The sequence below is a fragment of the Methyloceanibacter sp. genome (genome assembly GCF_035650995.1).
GTDB lineage: Bacteria > Pseudomonadota > Alphaproteobacteria > Rhizobiales > Methyloligellaceae > Methyloceanibacter.
This window is the reverse complement of record NZ_DASRGO010000188.1, coordinates 12,542-34,544: the sequence shown is the minus strand read 5'-3', so window position 1 is coordinate 34,544 and position 22,003 is coordinate 12,542. Positions and strand designations below refer to the sequence as shown.

Annotated in this window: 19 protein-coding genes; 12 read left to right on the top strand and 7 right to left on the bottom strand. The window is 65.2% G+C overall.

Features of this window, described 5'->3' with window-relative positions:
- Positions 1 to 51: 51 nt before the first annotated feature.
- The gene (locus VFB18_RS13905; RefSeq protein ID WP_324976482.1) at positions 52 to 519 is read left to right on the top strand and encodes a DUF2267 domain-containing protein; all 468 of its coding nucleotides are present in this window, start codon (positions 52 to 54) and stop codon (positions 517 to 519) included.
- A gap of 3 nt (positions 520 to 522) precedes the next feature.
- Here VFB18_RS13905 and VFB18_RS13900 read toward each other — a convergent pair whose 3' ends face one another.
- The 3 genes from VFB18_RS13900 to uvrB all read right to left on the bottom strand — a co-directional run bounded on the left by VFB18_RS13900 (position 523) and on the right by uvrB (position 4,017).
- A complete protein-coding gene (locus tag VFB18_RS13900; RefSeq protein ID WP_324976480.1) occupies positions 523 to 933 on the bottom strand; it encodes a nuclear transport factor 2 family protein in 411 nt (136 codons plus the stop codon).
- Positions 934 to 1,084: 151 nt separating this feature from the next.
- Positions 1,085 to 1,498, bottom strand: a complete 414-nt coding sequence (locus VFB18_RS13895) for a nuclear transport factor 2 family protein (RefSeq protein ID WP_324976477.1) — start codon at positions 1,496 to 1,498, stop codon at positions 1,085 to 1,087.
- Between the two features lie 101 nt (positions 1,499 to 1,599).
- On the bottom strand, positions 1,600 to 4,017 hold the full coding sequence (gene uvrB, locus VFB18_RS13890) for an excinuclease ABC subunit UvrB (RefSeq protein WP_414675741.1): 2,418 nt from the start codon (positions 4,015 to 4,017) through the stop codon (positions 1,600 to 1,602).
- A 123-nt stretch (positions 4,018 to 4,140) separates the two neighbouring features.
- Here uvrB and VFB18_RS13885 point away from each other — a divergent pair, with 123 nt between their 5' ends.
- The 3 genes from VFB18_RS13885 to VFB18_RS13875 all read left to right on the top strand — a co-directional run bounded on the left by VFB18_RS13885 (position 4,141) and on the right by VFB18_RS13875 (position 6,351).
- Positions 4,141 to 4,935, top strand: coding sequence for a hypothetical protein (locus VFB18_RS13885; RefSeq protein WP_324976474.1), 795 nt, complete (start codon positions 4,141 to 4,143; stop codon positions 4,933 to 4,935).
- Between the two features lie 312 nt (positions 4,936 to 5,247).
- Complete coding sequence (locus tag VFB18_RS13880) at positions 5,248 to 5,829, top strand: hypothetical protein (RefSeq protein WP_324976471.1); 582 nt, start codon at positions 5,248 to 5,250, stop codon at positions 5,827 to 5,829.
- 147 nt (positions 5,830 to 5,976) lie between these two features.
- Complete coding sequence (locus tag VFB18_RS13875) at positions 5,977 to 6,351, top strand: DMT family protein (RefSeq protein ID WP_324976468.1); 375 nt, start codon at positions 5,977 to 5,979, stop codon at positions 6,349 to 6,351.
- Between the two features lie 59 nt (positions 6,352 to 6,410).
- Here VFB18_RS13875 and VFB18_RS13870 read toward each other — a convergent pair whose 3' ends face one another.
- A complete protein-coding gene (locus tag VFB18_RS13870) occupies positions 6,411 to 6,728 on the bottom strand; it encodes a hypothetical protein (protein WP_324976465.1) in 318 nt (105 codons plus the stop codon).
- Here VFB18_RS13870 and VFB18_RS13865 point away from each other — a divergent pair.
- Positions 6,718 to 7,554 carry an SRPBCC family protein gene (locus VFB18_RS13865; protein WP_324976461.1) on the top strand — a complete coding sequence of 279 codons (837 nt, stop codon included), beginning with the start codon at positions 6,718 to 6,720 and terminating at the stop codon, positions 7,552 to 7,554. The two genes, VFB18_RS13870 and VFB18_RS13865, sit on opposite strands and share 11 nt — an antisense overlap.
- 41 nt (positions 7,555 to 7,595) lie before the next feature.
- Here the strand turns inward: VFB18_RS13865 and VFB18_RS13860 are convergent, their stop codons facing one another.
- Entirely contained in the window at positions 7,596 to 8,189 is a 594-nt protein-coding gene (locus VFB18_RS13860; RefSeq protein WP_324976457.1) for a hypothetical protein, read from the bottom strand.
- Entirely contained in the window at positions 8,189 to 10,636 is a 2,448-nt protein-coding gene (locus tag VFB18_RS13855; protein ID WP_324976455.1) for a marine proteobacterial sortase target protein, read from the bottom strand. Before VFB18_RS13855 ends, VFB18_RS13860 begins: the two co-directional genes overlap by 1 nt.
- 260 nt (positions 10,637 to 10,896) lie before the next feature.
- Between VFB18_RS13855 and VFB18_RS13850 the strand changes: the two genes are divergently transcribed.
- From VFB18_RS13850 to VFB18_RS13830, 5 genes are all read left to right on the top strand, one after another.
- Positions 10,897 to 11,388 carry a ferritin-like domain-containing protein gene (locus VFB18_RS13850; RefSeq protein ID WP_324976452.1) on the top strand — a complete coding sequence of 164 codons (492 nt, stop codon included), beginning with the start codon at positions 10,897 to 10,899 and terminating at the stop codon, positions 11,386 to 11,388.
- 168 nt (positions 11,389 to 11,556) lie between these two features.
- Positions 11,557 to 12,759, top strand: coding sequence for a pyridoxal phosphate-dependent aminotransferase (locus VFB18_RS13845; protein WP_324976448.1), 1,203 nt, complete (start codon positions 11,557 to 11,559; stop codon positions 12,757 to 12,759).
- Positions 12,760 to 12,788: 29 nt separating this feature from the next.
- The gene (locus VFB18_RS13840; protein WP_324976444.1) at positions 12,789 to 12,998 is read left to right on the top strand and encodes a TOBE domain-containing protein; all 210 of its coding nucleotides are present in this window, start codon (positions 12,789 to 12,791) and stop codon (positions 12,996 to 12,998) included.
- A gap of 36 nt (positions 12,999 to 13,034) precedes the next feature.
- Complete coding sequence (locus tag VFB18_RS13835; RefSeq protein ID WP_324976441.1) at positions 13,035 to 13,949, top strand: alpha/beta hydrolase; 915 nt, start codon at positions 13,035 to 13,037, stop codon at positions 13,947 to 13,949.
- Positions 13,950 to 14,092: 143 nt separating this feature from the next.
- Complete coding sequence (locus VFB18_RS13830) at positions 14,093 to 17,539, top strand: glycosyltransferase (RefSeq protein WP_324976438.1); 3,447 nt, start codon at positions 14,093 to 14,095, stop codon at positions 17,537 to 17,539.
- Positions 17,540 to 17,546: 7 nt separating this feature from the next.
- Here the strand turns inward: VFB18_RS13830 and VFB18_RS13825 are convergent, their stop codons facing one another.
- Entirely contained in the window at positions 17,547 to 18,191 is a 645-nt protein-coding gene (locus VFB18_RS13825; RefSeq protein WP_324976435.1) for a hypothetical protein, read from the bottom strand.
- A gap of 233 nt (positions 18,192 to 18,424) precedes the next feature.
- Between VFB18_RS13825 and VFB18_RS13820 the strand changes: the two genes are divergently transcribed.
- Together VFB18_RS13820 and VFB18_RS13815 are read left to right on the top strand one after the other, a co-directional pair.
- Complete coding sequence (locus tag VFB18_RS13820; RefSeq protein ID WP_324976432.1) at positions 18,425 to 20,473, top strand: elongation factor G; 2,049 nt, start codon at positions 18,425 to 18,427, stop codon at positions 20,471 to 20,473.
- Positions 20,474 to 20,579: 106 nt separating this feature from the next.
- Positions 20,580 to 21,812: an aminotransferase gene (locus VFB18_RS13815; RefSeq protein ID WP_324976429.1), complete on the top strand. Its 1,233-nt coding sequence runs from the start codon at positions 20,580 to 20,582 to the stop codon at positions 21,810 to 21,812.
- The last annotated feature ends 191 nt before the right edge of the window (positions 21,813 to 22,003 follow it).

The window sequence follows — 22,003 nt, the reverse complement described above, 5'->3', positions numbered from 1 at the left end:
GGCGAAGTGCCGAGGTTACGCTCGCCGCTTAGGTTTCCAGGAGGAATCGCCATGGCAACAGGCCTCGATGTCTTCGACAAGACGGTGCAAGAGTCGAACCTCTGGCTCAAGGACATCATGGATCGGCTCAATACCAACGACCGCCATCACGCCTATTCGATCCTGCGCGCGGTGCTGCATGGACTGCGCGACCGTATCGGCCCGGAAAGCGCCGCCCATCTCGGCGCGCAACTGCCGATGCTGCTGCGCGGGGTGTTTTACGAAGGCTGGGACCCGACGGGCAAGCCGACCAAGGAGCGGCACGAATTGGAGTTCTTCGTGCATATCGGGCGCGAGTTGCCGCGCTCCGACACGATCGAGGTGGAGGAGGGCGTGCGGGCGGTGTTCGACGTGTTGTCGAAGCACATCGATCGCGGCGAGGCGGTGAAGATCGCGTCGATGTTTCCGCTCGAGATGCGCAAGCTCTGGCCGGGCTTCGTCCAGAGCGAGGTGCGCGGCAGGCAGCGGGGCGCCGCTTAGCGGCTAGCGGCGTGCGCGGTTTATAAAGGTCTTGAACTGCTCGAGGTCGTAGAACTCGGAGAGCTTCACCGGCCATCCGTCCTCGAGCAGCCATACGTGCTGCTTTCGGGTATCGAGCCATACGCCGGACGCGCGATGCTTGCAGCGCGTGTGGACCTCGACGATAGCCTGCGCGTCGCGCACGATCATTCTGCCCGGCTCCAGATATTGCGTGTCGAAGCCGTCGAAGATCTCGGCCAGTCGCATGAGCGAGGCGCGCTTTCCAAGACGCTCTCCGCCCACCGAGAGGGTTTCCGGCGGAATGTTCAACAAATGCGAAAAGTCGTCCGGCAGGTACGTGCCCATCAAGTCGAGGTCGTGGGCGCGCCAGGCATCGTAGAAGTCGGTCAGCAGGGCCTCGGAAGATTTTGCCATGGCGTTGTGCCAAGTCGGTGAGACCCCATGCTAACTCCAAGCGATGCAAGGACGCGTTAACGGCTTTTATCCTTAAGCCCTGGCCGGCCGCCTAAAGCGGCTGCTCATCGCGGCCGGATGAGGCCCATGAAGGCGCATCCTCGACAGTGCTCTAGCGCCGGGTTGCGGCCTCCATGAAAGATTTAAATTGGTCGAGGTCGTAATGCTCGAACAACTTCACCGGCCAGCCATCCTCCAAGGTCCAAAGGTCTGTCTTGGTCATATCAAGCACCGCGCCGCTCGCACGGTGCCGGCATTGCTTTCGCACCTGCACGGCGGCACTGCGCGCATTGACGCTCAAGTGACTGGTGTCGAGGCACTGCATATCGAACTGATCGAAGATCAGTTCAAACCGTTCGAGCACTGCACTCTTGCCGTGACGCGCCTCGCCAAGCGCGTGCATTTCAAGGGGAACGTTTATGAAATGGGAGAAATCGTCGGGTAGATAGGTCGCGAGCAAATCCAGATTTTGCGCCCGCCAGGCATCATAAATGTCGGTCAAAATTCCTTGCACTGAGTTCGACATTAAACCCCCGTCTTCTTGGTCTTGGCCGCACCATGCGGCTTGATTCCCGTCGGAGGTCTAACGGCCGAGTGAACCATCGGCAGCGCGACAATGCGCCAGGGTTATCGGCTCTTGCCTTTGTAGGCGCGGGTGCCCGGCTTGCCGGCCTTCGAGCGCGGGCGCGATTTCTTCAGGGCGGCGAGCGGCATCTCGCGATTGTGCGGGCCCATCTCGTCGAGCGAGGGCTTATGCGGCCGAGAGACGTCCGTCTCGGCGGCGGCGCGCTCGAGATCAGCCTGCCGCGCCAGAGGATCGTTGGCGATGGCGAGCTCCATCTGCCGTAGGCGCTTGACCTCGTCTCTGAGCCTCGCCGCCTCCTCGAATTCGAGGTCGGCCGCTGCCGCGCGCATGCGCTTCTCCATGTCGGCGATGACGGCCTCGATGTTGTGGCCGACCAGCGCCTGATCCTCCTCGCCGAAGCCCGCGCCGGCATCGACCAGGACGTGGTCGCGCTCGTAGACGCTGGCGAGAATGTCGCCGATATTCTTCTTCACGCTCTCCGGCGTGATGCCGTTCGCCGCATTCCACGCCACCTGCTTCTCGCGGCGGCGGTTGGTCTCGGCCATGGCCCGCTCCATCGAGCCGGTCATGCCGTCGGCATAGAGGATCACGCGGCCGTCGACGTTGCGCGCGGCGCGGCCGATGGTCTGGATCAGCGACGTCTCGGAACGGAGAAAGCCCTCCTTGTCGGCATCGAGGATGGCGACCAGCGCGCATTCGGGAATGTCGAGACCTTCGCGGAGCAGGTTGATCCCGACCAGCACGTCGAACGCGCCGAGGCGCAAGTCGCGGATGATCTCGATGCGCTCCAGCGTCTCGACATCGGAATGCATGTAGCGCACGCGGATGCCCTGCTCGTGCATGTACTCGGTGAGGTCCTCGGCCATGCGCTTGGTGAGCGTGGTGACGAGCACGCGGTAGCCTTTCGCCACCACCTTGCGCGCCTCGTCGATCAGGTCGTCGACTTGGGTCGAGGCCGGGCGCACGATCACTTCCGGATCGACCAGCCCGGTCGGGCGGATGACCTGCTCGGCGAATACGCCGCCGGTCTGCTCGAGCTCCCAGCCGCCGGGCGTCGCCGAGACGTAGATCGTCTGCGGCCGCATCGCGTCCCACTCCTCGAACCTGAGCGGGCGGTTGTCCATGCAGGAGGGGAGGCGGAAGCCGTATTCGGCGAGCGTAGATTTGCGGCGGTAGTCGCCGCGGAACATGCCGCCGATCTGCGGGATGGTGACGTGGCTCTCGTCGACGAACACGAGCGCATTGTCGGGAAGATACTCGAACAGGGTCGGCGGCGGCTCGCCGGCCTTGCGGCCGGTGAGATAGCGCGAGTAATTCTCGATGCCGGCGCAGGAGCCGGTCGCTTCGATCATCTCGAGGTCGAACAGAGTGCGCTGCTCGAGCCGCTGCGCTTCGAGCAGGCGGCCAGCGCCGTGCAGCTCGTTGAGACGCGCCTTGAGCTCATCTTTGATGCCGCGGATGGCCTGCTTCAGCGTCGGCTTGGGCGTCACGTAATGCGAGTTGGCATAGACCTTGACCATGGCGAACTCGTCGGTCTTGGCCCCGGTCAGGGGATCGAACTCGACGAGGCTCTCGACCGTGTCGCCGAACAGCGAGATGCGCCAGGCGCGGTCCTCCAAGTGGGCCGGCCACAGCTCGATGGTGTCGCCCCGCACGCGGAAAGCGCCGCGCACGAAATTCGCATCGTTGCGCCGGTATTGCAGCGCAACCAGGTCGGCGATGAGCTGGCGCTGCTCGATCCTGTCGCCGCGCTTCAGGCTGAAGGTCATGGCGGTGTAGGTCTCGACCGAGCCGATACCGTAAATGCACGAGACGGACGCCACGATGATTACGTCGTCGCGCTCGATGAGCGCGCGGGTCGCCGCGTGGCGCATGCGGTCGATCTGCTCGTTGATGGAGGAGTCTTTCTCGATATAGGTGTCGGTGCGCGGGATATACGCCTCGGGCTGGTAGTAGTCGTAGTAGGAGACGAAATACTCGACTGCGTTGTCGGGGAAGAAGCTCTTGAACTCGCCGTAGAGCTGGGCGGCGAGCGTCTTGTTGGGGGCGAGCACGAGGGCGGGACGCTGCGTCGCCTCGATGACCTTGGCCATGGTGAAGGTCTTGCCCGAGCCGGTGACCCCTAGCAGCACCTGGTCGCGTTCATGCGCGTTCACCTGCGCCACGAGTTCGGCGATGGCCTGCGGCTGGTCGCCCTTCGGCTCGAGGTCGGAGATGATGCGGAGCGGCACGCCGCCCTCGGTCTTCTCGGGCCGGGGAGGGCGGTGGGGGATGAACTCCGGTGCGCCCGTGCCGGCCACGAGCGGGTGCTCCTGCATCAGCGGCTGCGGCGCCTCGCCGAAGCCGGGCGGACGGCGGTCGGCGCCTTCGGGCAGGTCAGCGCGCGGCAGCGCGGATTCGCCCGTGACGGCACGCGGCTCGGCGCGTGAGCCGAAGGTCCTGGCGATACGATGAGGCATGGGGCGAATATGGCGGCGACGGGGCCGGTTGGCTAGGGCCAAGGCCGGCAGGGGAGCCTCGCCTCGGACGGCCCCGTTGCGCTAGAAGAGGCGGCGGGATACCCGCCGCCAAGGGGCAAGTCCGTGATCTCCGTATTGAACCATCTGCCTGACTGGGTCGTGGCGGTCGCTCTCACGGCTGTGGCCGAGATCTATACGATCGGCCTCATGCTTCTCACGCGCAAGGTGTGGGGACTGGAGCGCCTCAAGCTGAACAACGAGGTGGCCGGGTTCAAATTTGCCGTCGTCGGCGTCTTCTACGGCGTGCTGCTCGCCTTCGTCGTGGTCGCCGTGTGGGAGGAATATCGCGACACCGAAGCCGCGGTTCGCAACGAGGCCAAGGCCGCCGTCGACCTCCATCGCGTGACTGTCGCCCTTCCCTTCGAGGCGGGCACCAAGATCCGGCAGCTTCTCGTCAGCTACACCGACCATGTGCGGCTGTATGAATGGCCGACCATGGCGCGCGGCCAGCCGAGCGAGCACGCGGCAAAGGATCTCGACGAACTGAGCCGGGCGATCTTCGAGCTCCAGCCGCAAGGCTATCAGCAGCTCATGCTTTACCAGGCGGCGCTCAGGCTGCTCGCGGTCATTGCCGACAACCGCAACGAGCGGCTGGACAGCGCCGACGGCTCGATGTCAGGGCTGTTGTGGTTCGTGCTGATCGTCGGCGCGGCCGTTACCCTCGGTTACCCGGCGTTTTTCGGGTCGTCGAATCTCGTGGCGCAGACGCTGATGACGGCGGCCCTCGGGGCCCTTGTCGCCCTGTCGCTTTTGCTGGCAATCGCCTTCGACTATCCCTTTACCGGGGGACTGAAAATCTCGCCCCTGCCGTTCGAGCAGGCGCTCGACCAGATGCCGCTCGATATCCCCTCCCATTAGCGTCGAAAACGTCCTCTCGCCGGTCTGCTTGCCGCGCTTTTCCGCGTTGATTGCTGCTCTTGATCTTGCGCTTGGCACGATCTTTTCCGGTCCGAGGGCGATCTCTACCGCGTTCGATGGGCCGGGGCGGGACGATTCTGCCGGTCGCGCCGCCACTTTCTGTCGCGATCTGCGCTCCGATCTGCGTATAATGCGAAAAAAGCATTGACTCGCCATGTGGGACGGCAAGCCTGGACCAAGTGGAAGCGTTGATTCGCGCATGTACGCGTCCGTTTGAGCGGTCGGCAATGGAGCAGAATCGGAGCAGAAGCCATGGCAACGAAGACGAGTGGGAAGAAACGCACAGCTAAAGCCAGCGCGCGGCGGGGCGCGCGGAAGACTGCGCGCACGGTCCGCAAGACGGCGCGCAAGACCGCGCGCACCGTGCGTAAGACGGGCCGGGCGGTAGCCAAGAAGGCGGCTGGCGCCCGCAAGACGGCTGCCAAGAAAACCCGCGCCAAGAAAGCCCCGGCGCGGAAGACGGCCGCGCGCAAGACTGCGGCCAAGAAGCCGGCGGCCCGCAAGGCTCCGGCGCGCAAGCCCGCCGCCGCCAAGGCGCCGGCAGCGAAGCCGGTCGTCGCGGCGCCGAAACCGGCGGTCGCGGTGAAACCCGCGGCGCCAGCGCCCAAACCCGCGGCGCCAGCGCCTCAGCCCGCACCGGCACGGCCGATGACGCCGCCATCGAGCGGTACGACGTCAGGCGGCGCAATGCCGCCCAGGCCAGCGAGCCCGATGGGCGGCTCTCCGGCCCCTTCGAGCGCGCCGAAACCGGCGTCTCCCGGCTCGTCGCCCATGGGCGGCAGCCCGCAGCCTTACCGCCCCTCTTGGGCGCGGGACGACGAGGACGATCTTTAGCCGAGCGCGACGGATGGGCCGGCGGTCGCCGGCCCGTTCGCTGGCGCAATGCGATTTGCCCGCCCCGGGTTAGGACGCTATGTCTCCTGGCTTGCTGTTCCCGCAGGCCTAGGCTGACCGCGCTCTTCTATCCCGCGAAAGGCTCCCATGACGTTCGCCACGCTCGCCGCTCCGGGGCTCTGGCCCCGTCTTGCACCGATTATCCTGCTTAGCTGCTCGAATCTGTTCATGACCTTGGCGTGGTACGGCCATCTCAAGTTCAAGAACGTGCCGCTCGTCACCGTCATCCTGGCGAGCTGGGGCATCGCGTTCGTCGAGTATTGCTTCGCGGTGCCGGGAAACCGGATCGGCAGCGCGGTCTACTCGCCGGCCGAGCTGAAGACGATGCAAGAGGTCATCACCCTGATCGTCTTCGCGCTATTCACCTGGCTTTATTTCGACCAGCCCTTGAGCTGGGCGCAGGCGGCAGGGTTTGGCCTGATCGCGCTCGGAGCCATGCTCGTCTTCCATGGCCAGTCCTGAGCGCCGCTCGATTTCGAAGATGGCCTCCGGAGCGCACGCGGTCCGGAGGCCGAGAGACCTTAGACGCCCCGGAACAGATTGCCGACCGCCAGAACGACGTAGGCGATCACGGCAACCCAGAAGCCATGCTCGGTGATGAAGGGAATTGCCGCGAATTTGCCAATTATGGCCAAGGCCGCCAAGATCAGCGAGATCACGAAGACCGCTGTCGACGGGGGTGATAGATTCATGTCCAGCCCTCCCTCTTTATTGACGAGCGGACTGTAATCGTTTTCTGTGAAAAAGCGAATGACATCGCGGGTCGGGAAGGCCACCCTCAGGGCAAGCGGCGCGGCATAACAAGCTCGAAGGGAAGGAGGCGAGGCGATGCGTCCCATGATGCGGTTGGTGGTTGGGCTTGCGGCTCTCGGCGGGATCATGGCGGCCGTCGCCGTCGGGTTGCCGGCGCACGTCACCGTAACGCGAGCGGTGATCACCAACGCGCCCGAATCGTCCGTGTTTCCCTACCTTGCCAATCTGCATCACTTCCAGGAGTGGTCGCCCTGGGCTGCGCGCGATCCGCAATTGAAGCTCACCTATTCCGGACCCGAGTCGGGCAAGGGCGCGCGGGTTAATTGGGAAAGCCAGGTGCGTTCGATCGGCACGGGCAGCATGGAGATCGTCAACGCCGACCCCAACAAGACGATCGAGCTTGCCGTCAATTTCAACGGTCTTGAGGGCACGAGCCTGTTCGACATCGCGCCGTCGGGCTCCGGCAGCAAGGTCACGTGGAGCTTCGGCTACGATTCCGGGTCGAGCCCGCTCAAGCGATGGAAGGCTCTCGCGCTCGATGGTTTTGTCGGAGCGGAATACCGCACTGGCCTCGACAAGCTGAAGGCCAAGCTCGACGAGGAGCGCCGCCCGGTCACGCCGCCGAGCCTTATGCCGGGCGGGGCGTCGACGCAGAGCGAGCAGCCCTCGGCGGCGCTGCCGCCTGGCGCTGCGACGCCGCCGGGAACTCCGGCAACGACCGGAACGGCCACTCCCGCGACGACGGGATCTGCGACCGGCGCTACGGTCGGGACGTCGGCTCCGACCGCGGGATCGCCGCAGGCTAGCGCCACGGGGACGGTGTCCCAGCCTGCCAACGCCGAGTCCACGGAGGACGCGACCCCGGCGCCGGCCGCGGCTCCTCCGAAGAAAAAGAAGCGCAAGAACCGCTAGAGCTGACGCTCCCCAGGACCGCGTGAGTGAGGCTAAGCGCCTTAGAGCTTCTGCTCGGCGCTCGGGTGGGTGTCTCTTGGCTGATCGACGCCGGTTGCCTCGATGATCAGTCGCAGGGTGCCGGCGATAAGGTCGCGCGACCAGCACGTCACCGGCGATACTTCGCCTCCGGTCGGGGCCGTGCTGTCGCCCTCCGCGAGATGCGGGTCTCCTACGACCTTGCGCCCCGTGACGCGATAGTCGCGGGACGCCCCATCGGCGGTCGTGACGGTGATGCGGTCACCGATGGCGACGTCGCCGAGCTCGAGGCGCGACCGCTCGACGCTCTTACCAGTCCTGGCGGGCGCAGGCGCGATCTCCACCTGTGGGACCGTCTCTTCGTTCACGGCGGCGCTCAGGCCAAGCCTGGGGACGCCGCTATCTTTCGCCGGATGCGTCGCCTCCCACGGCCAGGCTTGCGACGGCTCGCCGGCGAGAGCTTGCTGCCAGGCGCTTTCCTGCAAGGCCGGAGCGAATCCGGCGATTGCGACCGCGGCGAGCGCAACAAGCGCGGCGGCGCCTCCGATCTTCCACCCGAGCTTCGCGCTCGGGCGAAGGAAGAGGAGGAGGAACTGACTCGACCCCCGTTTCGTCATCAGATCCTCCTCCCAGTCCGCCGCGGGGAGGCATAGTCGCGGCGGTGGTAACGCCACATGACCAGCGTCACCGCGCTTAGAATGGTGAGCAGCAGAGCAAGCACGACGAGACGCCGGTTGGCGTCGCTCGCCTTCAGCGCAATCGGGCTCGCGTCCGGCTTGGGTACCACGGTGAGCGGCAAGAGCGGATAAGACTGCGGCGCCTGGATCGTATTGTCGGCGGGCACGGTCGGCGCGACCGTCGTGTCGACATCGGGCTTGGCGTCGGCTGGGGACACGGAGCTGTCCGGCGTTTGCGCCGTATCAGCCGCCGGAGGTGCGGCTTCGGCGCCGCCGTCGAAGCCGTACAGCGCCTCCGACGGCATCGGCGCCATCGATTGATTGAGGCCGCGGCTCGGCGCCATCGCCTTGTACTGGCGCGGCATGGCGGCGGGCGAGCCGAACACTTTGTCATAGACCCAGCCGTCGGGCAGGTTGAGCGGCATGTTCACGCTCGACACGGGCTCGCCGTCGGGACGCGACTTCAACGGGTCGATGGCGACGAGGCTGGTTTGGCTCGACACGAGATGATGCTCGAGCGCGACCGTCTCGATCGCCTTGTCGATGCCCTTGGCGTTCGGGTCGGTATAGGACTTGGCTTCGAGCGCGGCGATCTTGCTCCGCGCCCAGAGCTTGGCGACGCCCAAGCCGTCGATGGCATCCGAAATCCTCAGGGCAGCCGTCCAGGGCTTGCCGTCGAACGTGCCGGAGAAATGCAGCTCGCCATTCATCGAGGAGACCTTGGCGGAGAGCACGACCGGCTCGCCGGCATAGAGGTCGGGGAGGGGATCGGGCCAGGTTTCGACGGCGGTGCCGTCGGGCCAGGAGGCCTTCAAGCCGACCATCACCGGCTTCTCCAGCTTGGCGAAGAGCGTGCTCATGCGCTCGAGGACCTGGTCGCCAGAGCCGATCGCGGTAAACGTGCCGCGGCCAAGCTCGGAGGCGCGTTGCATGAAATAGGTGTTCGGCGCCGAGCCGATGCCGACGGTGAAGAGGCGCGTGCGGCCGATATGGCCGGCGATCTCGGCGAAAAGCTGCGACTCATTGCCCACGGCGCCGTCGGTCAGAAACACGACCTGCCGGAGGCGGCTCGTGTCGGAGGGATGGGCGTCGTTGAGCGCCGCTTTAAGCGCTGGCAGCATCTCGGTGCCGCCCTCGGCGTCGAGACGTGAAACGAAGTTCTTGGCGGTCTCAATGTTCTCCGGCGTGGCGTCGACGGCGCCCTTGAACAGCACGTCCATGGTGTCGTCGAAGCGGATGACATTGAACGTGTCGCCCGGGCGCAGGCGGTCGAGGGCGAGGAGAAGGCTCTGCCGGGCCTGTGCGATCGAAGCGCCGGCCATCGAGCCTGAATTGTCGATCACGAAGATCAGCTCGCGCGGCAACTGCTTCGGCGCGCTGTCGAGGGTGGGCGGCGTCACCATGGCAAGCAGATAGTCCTGGCCATTGACGGTCTCGTGGAACAAGGCCGCCTGCGGAACGGCCGCAGCCTTAGGCTTCCAGACCAACTCGAAATCCTTGTCGGCCGGCACGGTGCCGTCCGCCAAGGCGAGCGTCGCCGTTTCGTCGCCGGTCCGGCTCAGGTTGACCTTGTGGAAGGAGCTGGTGACGTCGCCGAGCACGAAGCCGGCATTGAGCTTCACCGCGATCGACACCGGGTTGATCTTGGGGAACTTGGCGGGATCGAGCACCGGCGAGGTGATGCGGTCGCGGTCGGGAACCGGGTCGTTCGGCGCATGCTTGCCGCCATAGTCCACGACATCGACGTTGCTCGGCGCGGGGTTGTAGCGCGGGGCGACGACGAGCGGGAAGCGGAGCGAGTAGACGCCGCCCTCCTGCTTCACCGTCTCCTGATACTCGATCCGGATCACGATCGATTCGTGCGGGCCGATATTGGCCACGGAGTTGGTGAAGATGTTGGGCCGCTCCTGCTCGACCAGACTCGCTTTCTGACCATTGTCTTTGGCGGCCTGGTAGAGCTGTTGAGCCTCGGAGCGGCCCTTGATCTCTCCCTCAATCACGCGCGAACCAATCTCCATGTGCAGGGCATCGACCGCCGACTGCTCGGGGAGCGGAAAAACGTAGATGCCCTCGAGCCAGCGGTCGGAAGGATTCTCGAAGCGCTGGGTGACGACCACCCGCGCGATCGTGCCGTTGACGGTAATGGCGGCGTCGGTGTTGAGCCGCGGCGCCTCGACCAAGCCTCCGTCCTCTCCGGACTGGAGCAGGAGGGCGCCGGTGTTCATGTCGGCGGGCTGGAGGTAGGCGATTTTGCCCGCATCGGCTTGCGCGCCTTGCGCGCGGGTGAGCATGCCGGGCAGCGTGAAGAAAAGAGCGAGGATCAGTGCAAGGAAAGACAAAGTTACCAGAGGCTCGCGTGAGTGCAGAGCTTGGCGCCGCGTGGTCATCGAGTGGGCCCTCGTTATCGGCACGAAGCAAATCAACCATGCCATTAGGGCGCGGCTTTAACCGGATTGTGGCTTGGCCGCGCGTTTCGCATGGCGGTGTCGCCACAGTCGTGGCGCAATTGGGGTTATGCACAGCAGAAGCCCCTGCGGTTCGGGCCGGGAACCTCGCCTTCCACCCTTCGTTAGACCTTGGAAGCATGCGCCCAAAGCGCAGCCCACCCCCAACCCTGTTGACGACCCGGCCCAAGGAGCCAAATTCCATGACCGCTGCCAAATCTCTGGAGGATCTTTTTGTAAACCTCCTCAAGGACATCTATTTCGCCGAGAAGCAGATCCTGAAGGCGCTCCCCAAGATGGCCAAGAAGGCCGACTCTGACGACCTGCGGCAGGCGTTCGAGCACCACCTCCGGGAAACGGAAGGTCAGGTGGAGCGGCTCGAGCAGGTCTTCGCCCTGTGCGACCTGAAGCCTGTCGCCAAGACCTGCCCAGCGATCAAAGGCATCCTGGAGGAGGGCGAGGAGGACATGAAGGACGCCAAGACTGCCGACGTGCTCGACGCCGGCATGATCGCCGACGCCCAGGCTGTGGAGCATTACGAGATCGCCCGGTACGGGACGCTGATTGCCTGGGCCAGGCAGCTCGGCATGAACGAGGCGGCGCGGCTCCTCCAACAGACGCTCGAGCAGGAATACAACGCCGACAAGACGTTGACCGGGCTCGCCGAGGCGGGCCTCAACCGGCAGGCTGCCTAGTCCAAGCCGACGCTTCTGCTCAAGGATCGCGCAGCGCGGGCCGCTTGGCTCGCGCTGCTTCATTTTGTCGAGGATGCGGGCGCTCAGGCCCTTGCAGGGGGCGTCCCGCCCGCTTAGGTTCGGCGCCGTCTTTGGCCGCCTGAACTTCACGAACATCGGGAGACGATTATGGGACTGGTTGCCCGCACGCTCGAACGGGTTAAGCCCTCGCCGACGCTGGCCATTACGGCCAAAGCGCGCGACATGAAGGCGGCGGGTTTCGACGTCATCGGCCTTGGCGCGGGCGAGCCCGACTTCGATACGCCGGACAACATCAAGCAGGCGGCGATCGAAGCGATCAAGCGCGGCGAGACCAAATATACGGCGGTCGACGGCATCCCCGAGCTCAAGCGTGCGATCTGCGAGAAATTCGAGCGCGAGAACGGGCTGAGCTACAAGCCGTCCGAGATCACCGTCGGCTCCGGCGGCAAGCAGGTATTGTACAATGCGCTGCTCGCGACGCTCGATCCGGGCGACGAGGTGATCGTCCCGTCGCCCTTCTGGGTGAGCTATCCCGACATCGTGCTGCTTTCGGGCGCCGAGCCGGTGATCGTCGAGACCAAGCTCGAGGACGGCTTCAAGCTCAAACCCGAGGCGCTCGAGCGTGCGATCACGCCGCGGACGAAGTGGTTCATCTTCAATTCGCCATCGAATCCGACGGGCGCGGCCTATACCGAGGCGGAGATCAAGGCGCTCACCGACGTCCTTTTGAAGCACGAGCGCATCTGGGTGCTGTCGGACGACATCTACGAGCATCTCGTCTATGACGGATTCAAGTTCACCACGCCGGCCGCCGTCGAGCCCAAGCTGAAGGCGCGCACGCTCACGCTCAACGGCGTGTCGAAGGCCTATTCCATGACCGGCTGGCGCATCGGCTATGGCGGAGCGCCCGAGCCCTTGATCAAGGCCATCGCCACGCTCCAGTCGCAATCGACGTCGAACCCGTGCTCGATCAGCCAATGGGCAGCGGTCGAGGCGCTCAAAGGGCCGCAGACCTTTCTCAAGGACTGGGTCGCTTCGTTCCAGGAGCGGCGCGACCTCGTGGTGTCCATGCTGAACCAGGCCAAGGGCCTGTCCTGTCCGAAGCCCGAAGGCGCATTCTACGTCTATCCGTCTTGTGCGGGCACGATCGGCAAGACCACCCAGGCCGGGAAGCGGATCGGCAACGACGAGGATTTCGCCACGGCGCTGCTCGAAGAGGAGGGCGTCGCCGTCGTGCACGGCGCTGCGTTCGGGCTCTCGCCCTTCTTCCGCATTTCCTACGCGACCGGGATCGGCGCGCTCGAGGAGGCTTGCCGCCGCATCCAGCGCTTCTGCGCGAGCCTCGCTTAGGGGCCTCGTGACGCCCAACGGAGATCGACATGCAGTTCAGCACGGGCAACCAGATCAAGGGCAAGATCATGGAGATCCGCAAAGGTGCGGTGACTGCCATTGTCTATGTCGCCGTGCCCGGCGACACCACGCTCGAGGTGAGCGTCACCATCCCGGCGCTCGAGACGCTCAAGCTCTACGAGGGCAAGCCCGTGATCTTGATGATCAACCCCGGCGACATCATTATCGGCTGCGAATAGGGTTTGCGCAGCCCTGTGTCCCGAGCGGTTCGATCGATGGACACTAGCGTAGAAGCCGCCCGAACCGGCGCCGAGGATCCTACCTCGCTCTCGCTTCGTCTCCCCGACGGGCGGCGCCTCTCCTATGCCGAGTTCGGTCGGCGCGAAGGGCTGCCGGTGCTTGCAATCCACGGCACGCCCGGCTCGCGCTACATGTTCGGCCTCGCCGATGCCGCCGCGCGCGAGAGGGGCTTGCGGATCATTGCACCCGACCGCCCCGGCTATGGCCACTCGGATTACCGGCGCAATTCCTCGCTCGTCCGCTCGGCCGAGGATTTCGTCGCTTTGGCCGACAAATTGAAGATCGAACGGTTCGCCGTCATCGGCGTCTCGGGCGGCGGGCCGCATGCGATCGCGACCGCTTCGATAATTCCCGATCGTGTAGCCTTGCTTGCCCTCGTGTCGCCGGTCGGTCCCGTCGCCGAATGCCGCAAGCAGGTGCGCATGTCGCGCATGCATCGGCTCATCTTCACCAGGATGGGCCGCTCGCAACCGGCCTGCGCCACGTTCTTCTGGTCGTTGCGCAACGTGGTGAAATGGTCTCCCGGTCTCGCCTACCGGGTGCTGCAGAAGCGGGTCGCACCTTCCGATCGTGCGCTGCTGAGCCGCGCGGAAGTGAAAGCCAATCTCCAGCAGGCAATTCGCGAGGGACTGAGGCCCGGCATCAGGGGCGCGCTCCAGGATTTACGCCTGTTCTGCTCGCCGTGGGGACTGGCGCTTTCGGACATCGAGGTTCCGAGCGTGGTCTGGCAGGGGAGCGACGACACGATCGTGCCGCCGAATGCGTCCTATCATCTTGCGGCACAATTGCCCTACTGCCGGCTCGATGTGATCCAGGAGGCCGGACATTATTGGGGCTTCGGCAATTTCGCGCGGGTGCTCGACACGGTGAGCGCGGCGCTTCGCGGGTAGCGGCTTGCCCGCGTCAATTTGCTCCCCCCGTTGTCATGCCTCTGCGGCGTTGTGGCGCTAGGCGAGTGGGGCCGAAGCACCCTAGATGGGGCTACCGGGCAGACGAGGCTGATTAAGCGAAGTTCTTCCGGCCAAAAACTCGCATGACCGGCAAACCCATCTTCTTCGACCCGACGGGGAAGCGCGGCCGCGCGCTGGCCAGGCTTGCCTGGGCTGTCGGTATGGTTAGCGCATTCGTCATGACGGCGTTCATGGCGACGCTCGTGATCGTGCACAAGCCGGCCGTGGAGTCGAGCGGCGCGGAAGCGCACCCCTCGATTCGCTGCGCCTGGGCGCCAAGCTGCACACCGGCGCATGGGCTGTCGATTACCACCGCCGCCGATCCCGAGGCGCTCAGAAGCGCGGCGCGGCTTGCCGAAGAGCTTCGCGAGCAGGAAAGGAACCTCCATCACCATCCTCAGGCCCAGGCCGTGGAGCGACGCGCGCTGCCCGCTTCGCTCACGCGGCCCGAGGGGCGGCCGATCAGCATCGGCTTCTATGTCGGCTGGGACGACAACAGCTACCCTGAGCTGAAGCGGGCGCTACCGCGCCTCGACTGGGTGGTTCCGGACTGGCTCAGCCTCCAGGGCCCCGACCTTGCGCTCAATGCCGCCGTCGATGATCGCGCGCTCAACTACATCCAGGCAACGAAGCCGAACACGGCGATCCTGCCGATGATCCAGAACGCCGCCAACGGCGAGTGGGACGGTGCGGGATTGGCCAAGATGCTTGCCGACCCGGCCGCGCGCGCCGATCGGATAGCGCAGATCGTCGCCTTTCTCGACAAGTACAAATTCCAGGGCATTACGGTTGACTTCGAGAATGTTCCGGCCGGCGCCCACAAGGACCTCGAGAAGTTCCTGAGCGAGCTCCGCGCGGCCTCCGCCCCGCATGGCTATGCCATCGTCCTCGCGGTTCCGTTCGACGACGAAAGCTGGCCCTACAAGACGTATGCCGACATCGTCGATTTCACGCTCCTCATGGGATACGACCAGCATTCGGACGCCGACGATCCTGGCAGCATCGCCGGCCAGGACTGGTTCGAGGACACGCTCGATAAGCGCATGAAGGTGCTCGATCCGGACCACACCATCGTGGCCATCGGCGCTTACGGCTATGACTGGGTCAAGGGACAAGATGCGGCGAGTCTGACCTTCGAAGAGGCCGTGCTGTCGGCGCGCGATTCAGAGGCTGAGATCGCGTTCGATCCCGGGACCTCGAACCCTCACTTCTCCTTCGTCGAAGATGACGGCAAGCGTCATGACGTCTGGTTCCTCGACGGCGTCACGGCGTTCAACGAAATCCATGCCGCCGACGATTACCGGCCGGCTGGATATGCGGTGTGGCGGCTCGGCTCGGAGGACCCCTCGATCTGGTCGGTCCTCGGTCGCGACTACGGGGCGCCGGCGCCCGAGGGCCTGCGGCGCATCGCACGCAGCCAGGATATCGATTTCGAAGGCGAAGGCGAGGTCCTGAATGTGGCCGAAGACCCGGTTAGAGGCAAGCGCACATACGAGCTCGACCGCGACACGGGCCAGATCGTCGACGAGAAATACGAGGTGGTGCCCACCCCTTTCGTCATTGAGCGCAAGGGAGCGGTGCCGGGCGAACTTGCGCTCACCTTCGACGATGGTCCGGATCCCGATTGGACGCCCAAGATCCTCGATATCCTGAAAGAGAAGGGCGTGCATGCGAGTTTCTTCATCATCGGGCAGAACGCGGCAGCCTATCCCAGTCTCGTCCAGCGCCTCGTCGCCGAAGGCCACGACGTCGGCAACCACACCTTCACGCACCCGAACCTGGGCGAGCTTTCCGGGGCGCTGGTCAGGTTGGAAATCAATGCCACCGAGCGCCTCTTCGAGGCGCTTACGGGAAGGTCGATGCGGCTGTTCAGGGCGCCGTACATGGGCGACGCCGAGCCGACCACGGCGGATGAGACCGTGCCGATCGAGATTGCCCAGAACATGGGGTACCTGTCGGTCGGGTTGCATGTCGACCCGAACGACTGGCAGCGCCCTACCGCGGATCAGATCGTCGAGCGCGTGATCGCACAAGTGACCGACCCCAATCCGGATATCAAAGGACATGTCATCCTCCTTCATGATTCCGGCGGCGACCGGTCGGCGACGGTCGAAGCGCTACCCCGTCTGATCGATGCGTTGCGGGCCAGAGGCTATCGGTTCGTGCCGGTGTCGGAGCTCGCCGGCATGACTCGCGATCAAGCCATGCCGTTGGTCCCGCCCGAGTCGCTCGGGCGCATGGTCGGGCTGCCGGTGTTCCTCACCTACGGCTGGCTTCTGCACGCCATCACGATGCTGTTCTTCGCCGCCATCTGGCTCGGCGTGCTGCGCCTCATGGTTCTGTGCGGAGCCGCGCTCTGGAATCGTTTTGCCGAGGCGCGGCGCGTCCCGCCCGGGCTTCCGCCCGATCCTCCGCTGCAATCGGTGCTGATCCCGGCGCATAACGAGGTCAAGGTGATCGCCGAGACCGTGCGCCGCATCCTCGCCAGCGATTACCCGAATCTCGAGGTCATCGTCATCGACGACGGCTCCAAGGACGACACGGCGCAAGTGGTGCGCACGGCGTTTGCCGGCGATGGCCGTGTGCGGCTCATTACCATGGCGAACGGCGGCAAGGCGGCGGCGCTCAATCGTGGTCTTGCCGAGTCGAAGGGCAACGTGGTGGTGGCGCTCGACGCCGACACCTACTTCCCGCGCGACTCAATCGGCAAGCTGGTGCGCTGGTTCGCCGATCCGGAAGTCGGCGCCGTGGCCGGCAATGCCAAGGTCGGCAACCGCATCAACGTGATCACCCGCTGGCAGGCGCTCGAATACATCACGAGCCAGAGCCTGGAGAGGAGAGCGCTCGCCACGCTCGGCTGCATCACCGTGGTGCCCGGCGCGATCGGCGCCTGGCGGCGCGAGGCGCTCGAGAAACTCGGCGGGTTCCCCTCCGACACGCTCGCCGAGGATCAGGATCTCACAATCGGGGTGCTCAAGGCCGGCTACAAGGTGCTGTACGACTCTACGGCGATCGCCTGGACCGAAGCGCCCGACACGGTGAGCGGCCTCATCAAGCAGCGCTTCCGCTGGGCGTTCGGCACGCTGCAATGCCTGTGGAAGCACCGCCATGCCACGTTCAAGCCGCGCTACGGCTCACTCGGGCTGATCGCCATGCCGCAGACCTGGCTGTTCCAGTTCCTGTTGTCGCTGCTCGCGCCGTTCGTCGATTTCGTACTGGTGTGGCGCCTGGCTTTGTCGGCCTTCGACTTCATCGAGCATCGCGACCAGTTCGACGGTCAGACGCTCGAGAAGGTGCTGCTTTATTATCTCGTGTTCCTGGTGGTCGATCTGTCGAGCGCTGCGCTCGCGCTTGCCATGGAGCGCAAGGAGGAGAAGTCGCTCCTGCCGTGGCTCGTGCTTCAGCGCTTCGGTTACCGGCAATTGCTGTATTACATCGTCATCAAAGCGGGGCTCGCCGCCCTGTTCGGACCGCTCGTCGGCTGGAATAAGCTCGAGCGCAAGTCGACCGTGACGGTGGCCGCCTCCTGAGCCGGCTCTAGAGCTTGTCGTAGGTCAGGCAGCAGCAATCTTTCAGCCCATCCTGGCGCATCTTGCAGGAGAGCTTGGCCTCGACGTCCTGGCAGGGCTCGGGGTTTACGTTCACCGGCAGCTCGTTCTGACACATGGTCGCGGTGTAGTGGACGCAGTGGCCGCCAAGGAGCTCGGAGTTCGCCGGGCAATGGCACTTCGGCGGCGTGCCCACCATGCCGCGCTCGCAGCCGCCAGAGGTCGCCTCCGCCGTCCCGGCCGGCGGCTGGCAATAGCCGTATTTGCCGGGCGTCGCGAGCACCGTATAGCCGGGCGGGCAGGAATGCTCGCCGGGCTTGATCGGCTCGGGCGCAGGCGCGGCTTGCGGCGTGCCGCCGGTTCCGTAGCTGACAGCGCCCTGCGGCGGAGCGCCGTAGGGGGCAGGGGCGGCGTTGGCGTCGCCCATCGGGGTACCGGGGGCAGGCTCGGACGCTTGCGGCGGGCTGACCGTCGGGGCGTTCTTCCCGTGGGGCTCCTCTCCGGGCGCTGTCCGGCACGAGAAGCTTCCATCGAACATGCCGCATTGAAAGATGGCGAGCGCGCTTCCGCCGCCGAACGCAAGCGCCGCGAGCGACAAGAGAGCCGCAAGGACAAGGACGCGGATACGATGCATGGGGACCCCGCCGTTCAACGCGATCATAATGGCACAGGAGGCGGATCAGAACAGCCGGAGATGTCCGACTTGGGGCAGGCGGCCGGTCCATTTGGCCACCTCTTCCGCCAATTGCGGGGCTTGCCAGAGGCGCTCTCCCTTGACACGATAGCGTCATCAAAAGGCCGAGCGCGAGTAGGGGTGCGTCAGGAGCCTTCTCCCGCGCGGGGTCATAACCGCAAAGGGAGGAGACCATGGGCCAAGCGCAGGGCCAGCCAGCCCGCAGCGCCCGCTGCATCGCACTGGTTGGCCCCTATCTCAGCGGCAAGACAACCCTTCTCGAAGCCATCCTCGCGCGCACCGGCGCAATCCCCCGCCAGGGCTCGATGGCCGCAGGCAACACGGTCGGCGACGCCTCGGAGGAGGCGCGCCACCACGGCATGAGCGTCGAGCTCAACGTGGCGACCGTCGATTTCCTCGGCGACAGCTTCACCTTCCTCGATTGCCCGGGCTCGATCGAGTTCCAGGCCGATGCCGCCAGCGCGCTCACCGCCTGCGACGCCGCGGTCGTGGTGTGCGAGCCGGACGAGAAGAGGGTGCCCGCGCTCCAACTCATCCTCAAGCAGCTCGAGGACCGCGGCATCCCGCATTTCCTATTCATCAACAAGATCGACAAGGCCGAGGCGCGCGTGCGCGACATCGTCCCGATGTTGCAGCCGGCGAGCGGAAAGCCGCTCGTGCTGCGCCAGATCCCGATCTGGGAGAGCGACATCGTCACCGGCTTCATCGATCTCGCGCTCGAGCGCGCCTATGTCTATCGCGAGCACGCGCCGAGCGAGGTCATGGCCATTCCCGATACGCTTGCGGACCGCGAGAAGGAGGCGCGCTTCTCCATGCTCGAGAAGCTCGCCGACTACGACGACGCGCTGATGGAGCAACTGCTCGAGGACGTACCGCCGCCGCGCGACAAGGTGTTCGACGACCTCTCCAAGGAGCTGCGCGAGGGACAGATCTGCCCGGTCTTGATCGGCTCGGCCGAGAATGGGCACGGCATCTTCCGCCTGCTCAAGGCGCTTCGCCACGAGGCGCCGTTCGTGTCCACGACGGCGAAGCGGCTCGGCGTCGACAAGACGCTGTCCTGCGCCTACGTGCTCAAGACCTTCCATACCGCGCACGGCGGCAAGCTGTCGCTCGCCCGGGTGCTGACCGGCACCTTCGCCGACGGCACGACCGTCCATGGCGGTGCCGACGAGGAACGCATCTCCGGCATCTTCTCGCTGATGGGCCAGGAACCGGTGAAACGGGGCGAGGCGAAGCCGGGCGACACGGTCGCCTTCGGCCGGCTCGACAGCGTCAAGACCGGCGACACGCTTACCGAGGACAAGGGCAAGGTGAAGAAGATCGAGCCGGCGTCCATCTCGCTCCCGGTCTACGGGCTCGCCGTCGCCGCCAAGGAGAAGAAGGACGAGGTCAAGCTTACCGCGGCCATCGCCAAGATCATCGAGGAGGATCCCTCGATCTCGCTCAGCCACAGCCAGGACATGGGCGAGATGGTGCTGTGGGGGCAGGGGGAGATGCACCTGCGCGTGGCGCTCGAGAAACTCATCCGCAAATACGGCATCGACGCTTCGACCAGGCCCCGGCAGATTCCCTACAAGGAGACCATCCGCAAGTCGGTCGAGGTGCGCGGCCGCCACAAGAAACAGTCGGGCGGCCACGGCCAATTCGGCGACGTGGTGGTCACCATCAGGCCGCAGCCCCGCGGGGCGGGCTTCGAATTCTCCGACGAGATCACCGGCGGGGTGGTGCCCAAGAACTACATCCCGAGCGTCGAGATCGGGGTGCGCGACTATCTGGCGCACGGACCGCTCGGCTTCCCCGTGGTGGACGTCGCCGTGTGCCTGATCGACGGCTCCTATCACTCGGTCGATTCCTCCGACATGGCCTTCCGCCAGGCCGGGCGCATCGCCATGAGCGAGGGCATGCCGCAATGCTCGCCGGTCCTGCTCGAGCCGATCATGGCGGTGGAGATCGCAGTGCCGTCGGAGGCGACCGCCAAGATCAATTCGATCGTGTCCTCGCATCGCGGCCAGATTCTGGGCTTCGACGCCCGTCCCGGCTGGCCGGGATGGGACGTGGTGCAAGCGCATATCCCCGAGGCCGAGATCCAGATGCTGATCGTCGAGCTCAGGTCGGCGACCTCCGGCGTCGGCACCTTCAACGCCAAATTCGACCATCTCGCCGAGTTGACCGGCAAGGAGGCTGACCGGGTTCTTCAGGCGCGCGGCGCCAAGGCCGCCTAAAAGCCTGGTTTTTGGCCCTCGCCGGGCTTGCCGCCCGTCGCGCGGCTCGCTAGACGATGGTGCCGAATATTCATGCGACGACCATTAGACATCCCGGAGCGTTCCAATGACGAAGATTTATCCGCAGCTTGATATCCCCAATACCCTTGCCGCGGGCCCCGGCCCCGGAAACACCGACCCGCGCGTGCTCGAGCGCTTCGCCGCGTCGGGCGTGGCCGACCACATGCAGAAGGACGTGCTGCGCGGCATGATCGAGGCCAAGGAGATGCTGCGCGAGCTGTGGGGCACCAAGAACGTCTATACCTATGGCGTCGCCGGCACCGGCTTCTCCGGACTCGACTGCGTGCTCTCCCTCATCCTTCCGGGCGACAAGGTCGTGGCCTTCCCCAATGGCACCTTCTCCGGGATCGATTCACTCACCATCCGCATGAAGGCCTCGACCGCCGAAGAGCTCGCCGCCGATTCGCTCAACCCCAAGCCGAAGAGCGTCACCATCGTCGAGACCCCGCATGGCAAGTCGGTGACGGGCGAGATCGTGGAGAAGGCGCTCGCGGCAGCCAAGCCGATGTGGGCCTTCATGGCCCATTGGGAGACGGGTTCGGGACGCGTGAACGATCTCAAAGGCTTCAACGACGCCTGCCTTAAGCATGGCGTCATGGGCATCGTCGATGCCGTGTCGAGTCTCGGCGTCGGCGACTTCAACATCGACGATTATCCGGGCGTGGTGGCCTGGGCGTCGTGTCCGCAGAAGGGCGTGCTGTCGCTACCGCTGACCTACGCGCCGGTCAGCTTCACCGACAAAGCCATCGAGATGGTGAAGAAGCGCGGCTGCCGCACTTACGTCAACCACCCCATCCTCGATGCGCGTCACTGGGGCATCATCGACGGCAAGGACGTGCCCACCCCCGCCTACCACCAGACCCATTCCTGCTACGCGGTCGCGGCCTTCCACGAGGCGCTCCGCATCATCTTGGGCTACGGACGGCGCCGCAAAGCTACCGACTACGTCTATCACGAGAAGGCGCTGCGCCAGGCGGTCGAGGCCATGGGCTGCGAGGTCACCTCGAACATGCCGAGCCTTGTCGTGTGCAATCTGCCCGGCAAGCTCAGGGGCAAGGAGAAGGACCTCGTGGCGAATGCGCGCGCGCAAGGTTTCGGCATCTGGCCGACGCTGTCCGAGCCGGTGCAGGTCCGCATCGGCATTCTGAACCAGCTCAGCCCCGAGCAGATCGGCGAGATCGTGAGCCGCTTCGCCGACGCCATGCTCGCCATGGGCGCGGAGTTCGACAAGCAGAAGGTGATGAACGGCCTTAAGTCGTACTACGCCAAGGCGGCTTAGGGTTTACTCACAAAGTAACATGCAACGAAGGCCCGGCATCCGCCGGGCCTTTTTCGTCATACCGGCAAAAGCCGGTATCCAGAGCCGCTTGCTCGGTGCCGGTTGCTCTGGCAGTGCCTGTCATTGGCGCATTGCCGCGGCAATATAAGCCGTGACGCATCGCTTTCCCGTGTTAGGGTCGGCGCCGCACA

Coding starts and splice junctions, on each gene's coding strand:
- VFB18_RS13895 (WP_324976477.1), bottom strand. CDS start 1,498: ATGTCGAACTCAGTGCAAGGAATTTTGACCGACATTTATGATGCCTGG.
- VFB18_RS13870 (WP_324976465.1), bottom strand. CDS start 6,728: ATGGGACGCATCGCCTCGCCTCCTTCCCTTCGAGCTTGTTATGCCGCG.
- VFB18_RS13830 (WP_324976438.1), top strand. CDS start 14,093: ATGACCGGCAAACCCATCTTCTTCGACCCGACGGGGAAGCGCGGCCGC.
- VFB18_RS13820 (WP_324976432.1), top strand. CDS start 18,425: ATGGGCCAAGCGCAGGGCCAGCCAGCCCGCAGCGCCCGCTGCATCGCA.
- VFB18_RS13840 (WP_324976444.1), top strand. CDS start 12,789: ATGCAGTTCAGCACGGGCAACCAGATCAAGGGCAAGATCATGGAGATC.
- VFB18_RS13850 (WP_324976452.1), top strand. CDS start 10,897: ATGACCGCTGCCAAATCTCTGGAGGATCTTTTTGTAAACCTCCTCAAG.
- uvrB (WP_414675741.1), bottom strand. CDS start 4,017: ATGCCTCATCGTATCGCCAGGACCTTCGGCTCACGCGCCGAGCCGCGT.
- VFB18_RS13860 (WP_324976457.1), bottom strand. CDS start 8,189: ATGACGAAACGGGGGTCGAGTCAGTTCCTCCTCCTCTTCCTTCGCCCG.
- VFB18_RS13900 (WP_324976480.1), bottom strand. CDS start 933: ATGGCAAAATCTTCCGAGGCCCTGCTGACCGACTTCTACGATGCCTGG.
- VFB18_RS13875 (WP_324976468.1), top strand. CDS start 5,977: ATGACGTTCGCCACGCTCGCCGCTCCGGGGCTCTGGCCCCGTCTTGCA.
- VFB18_RS13845 (WP_324976448.1), top strand. CDS start 11,557: ATGGGACTGGTTGCCCGCACGCTCGAACGGGTTAAGCCCTCGCCGACG.
- VFB18_RS13880 (WP_324976471.1), top strand. CDS start 5,248: ATGGCAACGAAGACGAGTGGGAAGAAACGCACAGCTAAAGCCAGCGCG.
- VFB18_RS13905 (WP_324976482.1), top strand. CDS start 52: ATGGCAACAGGCCTCGATGTCTTCGACAAGACGGTGCAAGAGTCGAAC.
- VFB18_RS13855 (WP_324976455.1), bottom strand. CDS start 10,636: ATGACCACGCGGCGCCAAGCTCTGCACTCACGCGAGCCTCTGGTAACT.
- VFB18_RS13835 (WP_324976441.1), top strand. CDS start 13,035: ATGGACACTAGCGTAGAAGCCGCCCGAACCGGCGCCGAGGATCCTACC.
- VFB18_RS13865 (WP_324976461.1), top strand. CDS start 6,718: ATGCGTCCCATGATGCGGTTGGTGGTTGGGCTTGCGGCTCTCGGCGGG.
- VFB18_RS13825 (WP_324976435.1), bottom strand. CDS start 18,191: ATGCATCGTATCCGCGTCCTTGTCCTTGCGGCTCTCTTGTCGCTCGCG.
- VFB18_RS13815 (WP_324976429.1), top strand. CDS start 20,580: ATGACGAAGATTTATCCGCAGCTTGATATCCCCAATACCCTTGCCGCG.